Source organism: Pseudomonas sp. JV245A (assembly GCF_032424515.1).
GTDB classification, from domain to species: Bacteria; Pseudomonadota; Gammaproteobacteria; order Pseudomonadales; family Pseudomonadaceae; genus Aquipseudomonas; species Aquipseudomonas protegens.
This window is the reverse complement of the sequence record NZ_VYKE01000180.1, coordinates 1-9,165: the sequence shown is the minus strand read 5'-3', so window position 1 is coordinate 9,165 and position 9,165 is coordinate 1. Positions and strand designations below refer to the sequence as shown.

At 67.3% G+C, this 9,165-nt stretch carries 8 protein-coding genes; 7 read left to right on the top strand and 1 reads right to left on the bottom strand.

The features are described from left to right. The 7 genes from F6S12_RS27745 to F6S12_RS27715 form a co-directional block, all read left to right on the top strand. The coding region (locus tag F6S12_RS27745; protein WP_315869548.1) for an NAD(P)/FAD-dependent oxidoreductase at positions 1–907 on the top strand (907 nt) is incomplete at its 5' end. Next, a complete protein-coding gene (locus tag F6S12_RS27740; protein WP_011061806.1) occupies positions 907–1,317 on the top strand; it encodes a RidA family protein in 411 nt (136 codons plus the stop codon). The genes F6S12_RS27745 and F6S12_RS27740, both read left to right, overlap by 1 nt. Before the next feature lie 70 nt (positions 1,318–1,387). Then, on the top strand, positions 1,388–2,065 hold the full coding sequence (locus tag F6S12_RS27735; protein ID WP_011061805.1) for a DUF1028 domain-containing protein: 678 nt from the start codon (positions 1,388–1,390) through the stop codon (positions 2,063–2,065). Further along, the gene (gene argE / locus F6S12_RS27730) at positions 2,058–3,221 is read left to right on the top strand and encodes an acetylornithine deacetylase (protein ID WP_315869547.1); all 1,164 of its coding nucleotides are present in this window, start codon (positions 2,058–2,060) and stop codon (positions 3,219–3,221) included. Before F6S12_RS27735 ends, argE begins: the two co-directional genes overlap by 8 nt. Positions 3,222–3,451: 230 nt before the next feature. Next, positions 3,452–4,942: an aldehyde dehydrogenase gene (locus F6S12_RS27725; RefSeq protein ID WP_123430588.1), complete on the top strand. Its 1,491-nt coding sequence runs from the start codon at positions 3,452–3,454 to the stop codon at positions 4,940–4,942. A 93-nt stretch (positions 4,943–5,035) separates the two neighbouring features. Further along, positions 5,036–6,484 carry an APC family permease gene (locus tag F6S12_RS27720; protein ID WP_072450079.1) on the top strand — a complete coding sequence of 483 codons (1,449 nt, stop codon included), beginning with the start codon at positions 5,036–5,038 and terminating at the stop codon, positions 6,482–6,484. 2 nt (positions 6,485–6,486) lie between these two features. Then, complete coding sequence (locus F6S12_RS27715; protein WP_011061801.1) at positions 6,487–7,899, top strand: aspartate aminotransferase family protein; 1,413 nt, start codon at positions 6,487–6,489, stop codon at positions 7,897–7,899. Positions 7,900–8,039: 140 nt separating this feature from the next. Here F6S12_RS27715 and F6S12_RS27710 read toward each other — a convergent pair. Continuing rightward, positions 8,040–9,165, bottom strand: a 1,126-nt coding sequence (locus F6S12_RS27710) for an autotransporter outer membrane beta-barrel domain-containing protein (protein WP_315869546.1), incomplete at its 5' end; no start/stop codon positions are given.

Sequence of the window (9,165 nt, the reverse complement as noted above, 5' to 3'; positions counted from 1 at the left end):
CCAGCGTCCGGTGATCCCGCCGATTGCCCCGGCCAATGACCGGCTGACGCAGATCCACTCCGCCGAGTACCGCAACCCGCAGCAACTGCCCGAGGGCGCGGTGCTGGTGGTGGGCGCGGGGTCGTCCGGGGTGCAGATCGCCGATGAGCTGCAGCGTGCGGGGCGCCGGGTCTACCTGTCGGTGGGGGCCCACGACCGGCCACCGCGCTCCTATCGCAACCGGGATTTCTGCTGGTGGCTCGGGGTGCTGGGAGAGTGGGACGCCGAGATCGCCAAGCCGGGGCGCGAGCACGTGACCATTGCCGTCAGCGGCGCCCGCGGCGGCCAGACCATCGACTTCCGCGCCCTGGCGCACCAGGGCATCACCCTGGTGGGGCTGACCAAGGCCTTTGCCGGCGAGCACGTGACCTTCCAGGCCGACCTGCTGGACAACCTGGCCCGGGGCGACGAGAACTACCTGGCATTGCTGGACGCGGCGGATGCCTACATCGCCCGCAACGGCCTCGACCTGCCCCTGGAGCCCGAAGCCCGCCGGCGCCTGCCGGACCCGGACTGCGTCAAGCAGCCGATCCTCGAACTCGACCTGCAACAGGCCCGCATCACCTCGATCATCTGGGCCACCGGCTACGCCGTGGACTTTTCCTGGCTGCAGGTCGACACCTTCAGCGAACAGGGCAAGCCCCTGCACCAGCGCGGCGTGTCCCGCGAGCCGGGGGTCTACTTCCTCGGCCTGCCCTGGCTGTCGCGCCGTGGCTCGTCGTTTATCTGGGGGGTGTGGCACGACGCCAAGCATGTCGCCGACCACATCGCCACCCAGCGCAAGTACCAGGCCTACAGCGACGCCCGGCAGCCGACGGCTACCGCCGAAGCACTGGCCCTCAACCTCAGCCCCGTGGGAGCCCACTGATGCCTACTCATACTCGCATCCGCATGTTCAACACCAAGGACACCTACCCCAACCAGTCCCTGGACAACGACCTGTGCCAGGCCGTGCGCGCCGGCAACACGGTGTATGTGCGCGGCCAGGTCGGCACCGACTTCGACGGCCGGCTGGTCGGCCTCGGCGACCCGCGGGCCCAGGCCGAGCAGGCGATGAAAAATGTCAAGCAACTGCTGGAAGAGGCCGGCAGCGATCTGAGCCACATCGTCAAGACCACCACCTACCTCACCGACCCGCGCTACCGCGAGCCGGTGTACCAGGAGGTGGGCAAGTGGCTCAAGGGGGTGTTCCCGATCTCCACCGGGCTGGTGGTCTCGGCCCTCGGCCAGCCGCAGTGGCTGATGGAGATCGACGTGATCGCGGTGATCCCCGAGTGAGGGGGTTGCCGAAGTTTCCGGCGGCCTTGTGCCGCGCTTGCCACAAGGCCCTGTGGGCCAGGGAGTTTGCATGACTTTTTCCATCGTTGGACGCTGCGCCGAAACCGGCCAGCTGGGCATCGCCATCAGTTCTTCCAGCATCGCCGTGGGCGCGCGCTGCCCCTGGGTGCGGGCCGGAGTGGGCGCGGTGGCGACCCAGAACGTCACCTTGCCGGCCCTGGGCCCGCAGATCCTCGACCTGCTGGAGGGCCAGAAGCTCGACCCGGCCAGCGCCCTGGACCGGGCCCTGGGCAGCAACGGCTGGAGCCAGTATCGCCAGGTCACGGTGATCGACAGCCAGGGCCGCACCGCGTTGTTCAGCGGCCAGGAAGCCCTGGGCCAGCACAACGCTGTGGCGGGGGAGCAGTGCGTGGCGGCCGGCAACCTGCTGGCAGGCCCGCAGGTGATCGAGGCCATGGTCCAGGCCTTTGAAAACACCCCGGGCATGCTGGTGGAGCGCCTGCTGGCGGCGATGCAGGCAGCGATGGCGGCGGGGGGCGAGGCGGGGCCGGTGCATTCGGCGGCGCTGAGCGTGGTGGACGACCTGACCTGGCCCATCGTCGACTTGCGGGTGGACTGGGCCGACGCCGACCCCATCGGCCAGCTCGCCGGCCTGTGGCAGGCCTACCGGCCGCAGATGCAGGACTACCTGACCCGCGCCCTGGACCCGACGGCGGCGCCCAGCTACGGAGTGCCGGGCAATGAGTGAACAATCGAGCCGCGAGTTGTTGGCGCGGCTGGTGGGCTTTGCCACGGTCAGCCGCGACTCCAACCTGGAGCTGATCGGCTTCATCCGCGATTACCTGGCCAGCCATGGCGTGCACAGCGAGCTGATCTACAACCCGGAGCGGACCAAGGCCAACCTGTTTGCCAGCATCGGCCCCGAGGATCGTGGCGGTGTGGTGCTGTCCGGCCACACCGACGTGGTGCCAGTGGACGGCCAGGCCTGGAGTGTCGAGCCCTTTGTCCTCAGCGAGCGCGAAGGGCGCCTGTACGGCCGCGGTACCGCCGACATGAAAGGTTTCATCGCCTCGGTGCTGGCTGCGGTGCCGGGCCTGACCCGGCGCCGCTTGCGGCTGCCGGTGCACCTGGCCTTTTCCTATGACGAGGAGGTGGGGTGCCTGGGGGTGCGGCCGATGCTTGAACGAATGCAGCAGCGGCCGCACAAACCGCTGCTGTGCCTGATCGGCGAGCCCACCGAGCTGCGCCCGGTGCTCGGCCACAAGGGCAAGCTGGCCATGCGCTGCCAGGTGCGCGGCGCGGCCTGCCATTCCGCCTATGCGCCCTATGGGGTCAATGCCATCGAGTACGCGGCGCGGCTGATTGGCAAGCTGGGGGAGATCGGCAGCCGCTTGGCGCAACCCGAGCACCACGACCCACGTTTCGATCCGCCGTTCTCCACGGTGCAGACCGGCACCATCCAGGGCGGCCGGGCCCTGAACATTGTGCCGGCCGAGTGCCAGTTCGATTTCGAGGTGCGCACCCTGCCGGGCTATGACGCCCAGGCAGTGGTGGACCAGTTGCAAGGCTATGCCCGGGAACAGCTGCTGCCGCAGATGCAGGCGGTGCAGGCCGACACCGGGATCGCCCTGCAACCTCTGAGTGCCTACCCGGGGTTGGCCACCGCTGCCGACAGCGAGGCCGCCGAACTGCTGGCGCTGCTCAGCGGCTCGCGGGAGTTCGGCACCGTGGCCTTCGGCACCGAGGGCGGGCTGTTCCACCAGGCCGGGATTCCCACGGTGGTCTGCGGCCCGGGCAGCATGGACCAGGGCCACAAGCCCGACGAGTTCATCTGCCTTGAGCAACTGCACGCCTGCGACGCCCTGTTGCTGCGCCTGGGCGACTGGCTGGAGCACCCGGCCTGAACCGGATGTGCTCAACCCAGGCTCCCTCGCCGTGAGACAGTGCCCATTCGCCGCCATCCGGACCTCCGGATGGCGGCGTTTTGCGTGGGGCGCCAGGCCGTCTGGTTGCAGAGCTTTTTCATGGGACTCGAACATATTTTTAGTATTTTTCCTCTGGCCCGCTGTGACGCACCATCGCTCTGGACCCAATAACCAGCAGGCCGTCGCAACGGCCGATGAGGGAATGCAGCGTGTTCGATCTCGGTTACTGGCAGCAGCGGGCTGCCCGACAAACATTCATTGACCAGGCGCTGATCGGCGGCCAGCGGTTGTCCGCCGAATCCGGCGCTACCTTCGATGCCATCAACCCGGCCACCCGCCAGGTGCTGGCCCGGGTCAGCGCCTGTGGCGCAGCCGAGGTGGACCTGGCGGTGGCCGCCGCGCGCCGGGCCTTCGAGCACGGGCCCTGGGCGCGCATGGCCCCGGTGGAGCGCAAGAAGGTCCTGCTGCGCCTGGCCGAACTGATGCTGGCCCACCGCGAGGAACTGGCCCTGCTGGACAGCCTGAACATGGGCAAGCCGGTGATGGACGCCTGGAACATCGACGTGCCCGGCGCGGCCAATGTCTTCGCCTGGTACGCCGAAAGCATCGACAAGCTCTACGATCAGGTGGCCCCCGGCGCCCGCAACAGCCACGCCAGCATCAGCCGCGTGCCCCTGGGGGTGATCGGCGCGGTGGTGCCCTGGAACTTTCCCCTGGACATGGCCGCCTGGAAGCTGGCGCCGGCCCTGGCGGTGGGCAACTCGGTGGTGCTCAAGCCCGCCGAGCAGTCGCCGTTCTCGGCGCTGCGCCTGGCCGAACTGGCCCTGGAGGCCGGTTTGCCGGAAGGCGTGCTCAACGTGGTGCCGGGCCTGGGCAGCGAAGCCGGACGGGCCCTGGGCCTGCACCCGGATGTGGATTGCCTGGTGTTCACCGGCTCCACCGAGGTGGGCAAGTTCTTCATGCAGTATTCGGCGCAGTCCAACCTCAAGCAGGTCTGGCTCGAATGCGGGGGCAAGAGCCCGAATCTGGTGTTCGACGACTGCCAGGACCTGGACCTGGCCGCAGAGAAGGCCGCCTTCGGCATCTTCTTCAACCAGGGCGAGGTGTGTTCCGCCAACTCGCGGCTGCTGGTGCAGCGCAGCATCCATGAACAGTTCGTGGAACGCCTCAAGGCCAAGGCCCGGGACTGGCGGCCGGGCAACCCGCTGGACCCGGCCAGCCGTGCCGGGGCCATGGTCGACGCGCGCCAGACCGCCAGCGTCATGGGGCATATCGCGGCGGCCCTGGAGCAGGGTGCGCAGCTGGCCTGTGGCGGCCGGCAACTGAGCATCGATGGCAGCGACAACTACATCGAGCCGACCGTCCTCACCGGCGTGGGCCCGGCGATGGCCATCGCCCGGGAAGAAGTGTTCGGCCCGGTGCTGGCGGTGACGCCGTTCGACGACGAGGAACAGGCCATTACGCTGGCCAATGACAGCGTCTACGGCCTGGCCGCCTCGCTGTGGAGCGACGACCTCAACCGCGCCCACCGGGTCGCCGGGCGCTTGCGGGCCGGCACGGTGTCGGTCAATACCGTGGATGCCCTGGACGTCACCGTGCCGTTTGGCGGTGGCCGGCAGTCGGGGTTCGGTCGCGACCTGTCGCTGCATGCCTTCGACAAGTACACCCAACTGAAAACCACCTGGTTCCAGCTGCGCTGAGCGCTGTGAACCCTCTGCGGCGCCGGGCTGGCGCCGCTGCACCTGCCGCCCCGGCGGCAGGCCCACAACAACAATAAGAACGGAGTGCGTGCCATGACTGCAAATCTCTCGACGGGGGCCTTGAGCCCCACCAACAAGGGCGGCCTGCGCCGGGTCCTGGGCCTGGGTTCACTGGTCTCGGTGGCTGTCGGCCTGGTGGTGTCCCAGGGGGTGATGGTGCTGATGCTGCAAGGGGCAGGGATGGCCGGGCTGGGCTTCTTCATCCCGCTGCTGCTGGCCTACCTGCTGGCCCTGACCTATGCCCTGTCGTTTTCCGAACTGGCGCTGATGGTGCCCCGGGCCGGCAGCCTGAGCAGCTACACCGAGGTGGCCATCGGGCATTTCCCGGCGATCCTCGCGACCTTCTCCGGCTACATGGTGGTGGCGATGTTCGCCCTGTCCGCGGAGCTGCTGCTTCTGGACCTGATCATCGGCAAGGTCTACCCCGGCGCGTTGCCGCCGATGCTGGTGGCCTATGGGGTACTCGGGGTGTTCACCTTGCTCAACCTGTTGGGCATCGACGTCTTCGCCAAGCTGCAGACGGTGCTTGCGGTGGTGATGGTGGTGATCCTGCTGACCCTGGGCCTGGGCGCCGTGAGCAGTGCCCAGGCCGACCTGCAACTGCCCCTGGACCAGGGCTGGAACCCCTTGCAAGTCGGCGCCCTGGCGCTGGCGGCCATGGCCATCTGGGGCTTTGTCGGTGCCGAGTTCGTCTGCCCGCTGGTGGAGGAAACCCGCAACCCGGAGCGCAATATCCCGCGTTCGATGATCATCGGCCTGAGCGTGATCTTCCTGGTGATTACCCTCTATTGCCTGGGTGCCTTGCTCTGTGTGCCGCGGGCGCAACTGGCCAGCGATCCGCTGCCGCATTTCCTGTTCGCCACCACGGTGTTCGGCGAGGCCGGCAAGCTGTTCCTGGTGGGGGCGGTGATCACTGCCACCTGCAGCACGGTCAACTCGTCCCTGGCGGCGCTGCCGCGGATGCTCTACGGCATGGCCCAGAACGGCCAGGCCTTTCCCCAGTTCAAGCGCTTGAGCCCCCGTGGCCGTACGCCCTGGGTGGCGGTGCTGTTCGTGGCGGCGCTGACCGGGCTGCCGATCCTGCTGCTGGGCCAGGACCCGGATTCCATCAGCCTGCTGCTGTTGGCCGCCGCCCTGGCGTGGCTGCTGGCCTATATCGTCGTGCACATCGACGTGATCGCCCTGCGCCGCCGCTACCCCGATGCGCCACGGCCGTTCCGCTCGCCGTTCTACCCCTGGCCCCAGGTGCTGGGTATCGTCGGCATGCTGTTTGCGATCTACCACGTTTCCCCATCCCCCGAGATGACCGCGCGGATCTTCGGCAGTGCCGGCGTGGTGCTGGGGGTGATTTCGCTGATCGCCGTGGTCTGGATCAAGCTGGTGATGCGCAAGCCGCTGTTCGTTCCCGAACCGCTGCTGCCCGGCGAACCGACCCTGGCAACCCAACCTTCCCTTGAACCCGCCTACCGTGCAGGAGAATGACCATGAGCACCTCCAACCAACAGCCGCAGCCGGCCGCGCCCCGCAGTACCCAGGATTACCAGGCCGCCGACGCCGCGCACCATATCCATGCCTTCCTCGACCAGAAGGCGCTGAACGCCGAGGGCCCGCGGGTGATCGTCCGTGGTGAGGGCCTGCACCTGTGGGACAACGACGGCAAGCGCTACCTGGACGGCATGTCCGGCCTGTGGTGCACCAACCTGGGCTATGGCCGCAAGGACCTGGCCGCTGCCGCCAGCGCCCAGCTGGAGCAATTGCCGTACTACAACATGTTCTTCCACACCACCCACCCGGCGGTGGTGGAGCTGTCCGAGTTGCTGTTCAGCCTGCTGCCCGGGCACTACAGCCACGCCATCTACACCAACTCCGGTTCCGAGGCCAACGAGGTGCTGATCCGCAGCGTGCGCCGCTACTGGCAGATCCTCGGCCAGCCGCAGAAGAAGGTGATGATCGGCCGCTGGAATGGCTACCACGGCTCGACCCTGGCGGCCACGGCCCTGGGCGGAATGAAGTTCATGCATGACATGGGCGGGTTGATCCCGGACGTGGCGCATATCGACGAGCCTTACTGGTTCGCCCACGAAGGCAACCTGACACCCGCCGAGTTCGGCTTGCGCTGCGCCCGCCAGCTGGAGGAGAAGATCCTCGAATTGGGGGCCGAGAACGTCGCCGGTTTCATCGCCGAGCCGTTCCAGGGCGCGGGCGGCATGATCTTCCCGCCGGAAAGCTACTGGCCGCAAATCCAGCGCATCTGCCGCCAGTACGACGTGCTGCTGTGCGCCGACGAAGTGATCGGTGGTTTCGGCCGCACCGGCGAATGGTTCGCCCACCAGCATTTCGGTTTCGAGCCCGACACCCTGTCCATCGCCAAGGGCCTGACCTCCGGCTACATCCCCATGGGCGGGCTGGTGCTGAGCAAGCGCATTGCCCAGGTACTGGTGGAGCAGGGCGGGGTGTTCGCCCACGGCCTGACCTATTCCGGGCACCCGGTGGCAGCGGCCGTGGCCATTGCCAACCTCAAGGCCCTGCGCGATGAAGGGGTGGTGAGCCAGGTCAAGAACGATACCGGCCCCTACCTGCAGCAGTGCCTGCGGGAAGTGTTCGGCAACCACCCGCTGATCGGCGAGATCCAGGGCACCGGGCTGGTGGCGGCGTTGCAGTTCGCCGAGGACAAGGCCAGCCGCAAGCGTTTCGCCAACGAGAACGACATCGCCTGGCGCTGCCGCACCCTGGGCTTCGAAGAGGGGGTGATCATTCGCTCGACCTTCGGGCGGATGATCATGGCCCCGGCCCTGGTGGCCAGCCGTGGCGACATTGACGAACTGGTGGACAAGACCCGCCGCGCAGTGGAACGCACCGCCGGGGAAATCGAGGCCGGTACCCTGCCGAGCAGCTAAGCGCGACACAGACCCGTCCCCCTTGAGTGGCATCACCCGCCGCAGCCTGGCTGCGGCGGCTTTTTTTTACCTGTCACTCGGCAGGGGAAGCATTTCCTTCTGCATGCCCCGGTGATGGGGCGTTAGCCTGTGGTCAGCCTCTAGAACTTCCCGTTCAAACCGATGCGCAGGCTGTCGTTGCGTTCATCCGAACCCAGCGCGGTCTTATAGGAGAAGCCCATTTGCCAGGCACGCCCGAGGTTGAAGTCAACACCCATGTCCAGGCTGGCGAAGTCGCGGTCCAGGGCATCGGGCTTGAGCCGGTAGAGAAGGCCTTCATCGCCCTGGTCGGTATAGCGCATCTTGTAGTCGCTGCTGCTACTGAAGTTGTGACCCCAGGCCAGGCCGACCTTGGGGGTGACCACGCCGACCCGGGTCATCAGGTCGTAACCGGTGCGCAGGCCCAGGTAGGAAGTGAAGTTCTGCTGGTTTTGCTCGTCATAGGAAAGCCCGTAGATGCCTCCGCCTTTTTCACTGAAGGCGTCCAGGCGTGTGACGCTGGCGTTCAAGCGGCTGTAGGGGGTCAGCGACAGTGGCCCCTGGCGGTACTCGTAGCTGGCGGTCAGCGAGGCGAACAACTGGTCGGCATCGCGCGAGCCTCGGGCATAGTCGTCGTTGCTGCCCGTGATGTAGCGACGCGAGTCGAAGCTGATGCGGTTGTAGCCCAGCAGGCCGTCGACAAACACCTGGGGCGCCAGGTTCAGGCTCAGGTAGGTGGCGATGCCGATGGCGTCCGCATCGCTGCGGGTCTTGTTGCTGCCGATCTCGCTGCGGTCGTTGCCGTAGCCGATCCCGACCCCGGCGATCAGCGTGGGCGACAGCCGATAGTCGACGCCGGCGCTCAGGCCCAGGGTGGTGAAACTGTTGCCCTGGGCGCCACGGGCGTGGGTCGAGCCGGTGTTGACGAAACCGTCGCTCCAGAACGCCAGGTCATCCTGCTTGCAGTTGTCCTGCGCGGCAGCGGCGGCCTCGCGTTTTTCCTGCTCGGTCTGGTTGGCCGAATCTCCCAGTTGTTCCTTGATCACCTTGGCGACCTCGCCCAGCGGTACGTTGCTGCCGTCCTTGCGCAAACTGGCGTTGAACGAATTGCGGTCGCAGCGCATCTGGTGCAACTGCTCCATACGCTGGTTGAAGTTGTCCATCTGGGTACTGGCAAAGCGTTCCGCGGCGCGGGTCTGGGCGTTGAGCAGGCCGATGACCTCGGCGTCCCTGGTCGGGTCCGCACGG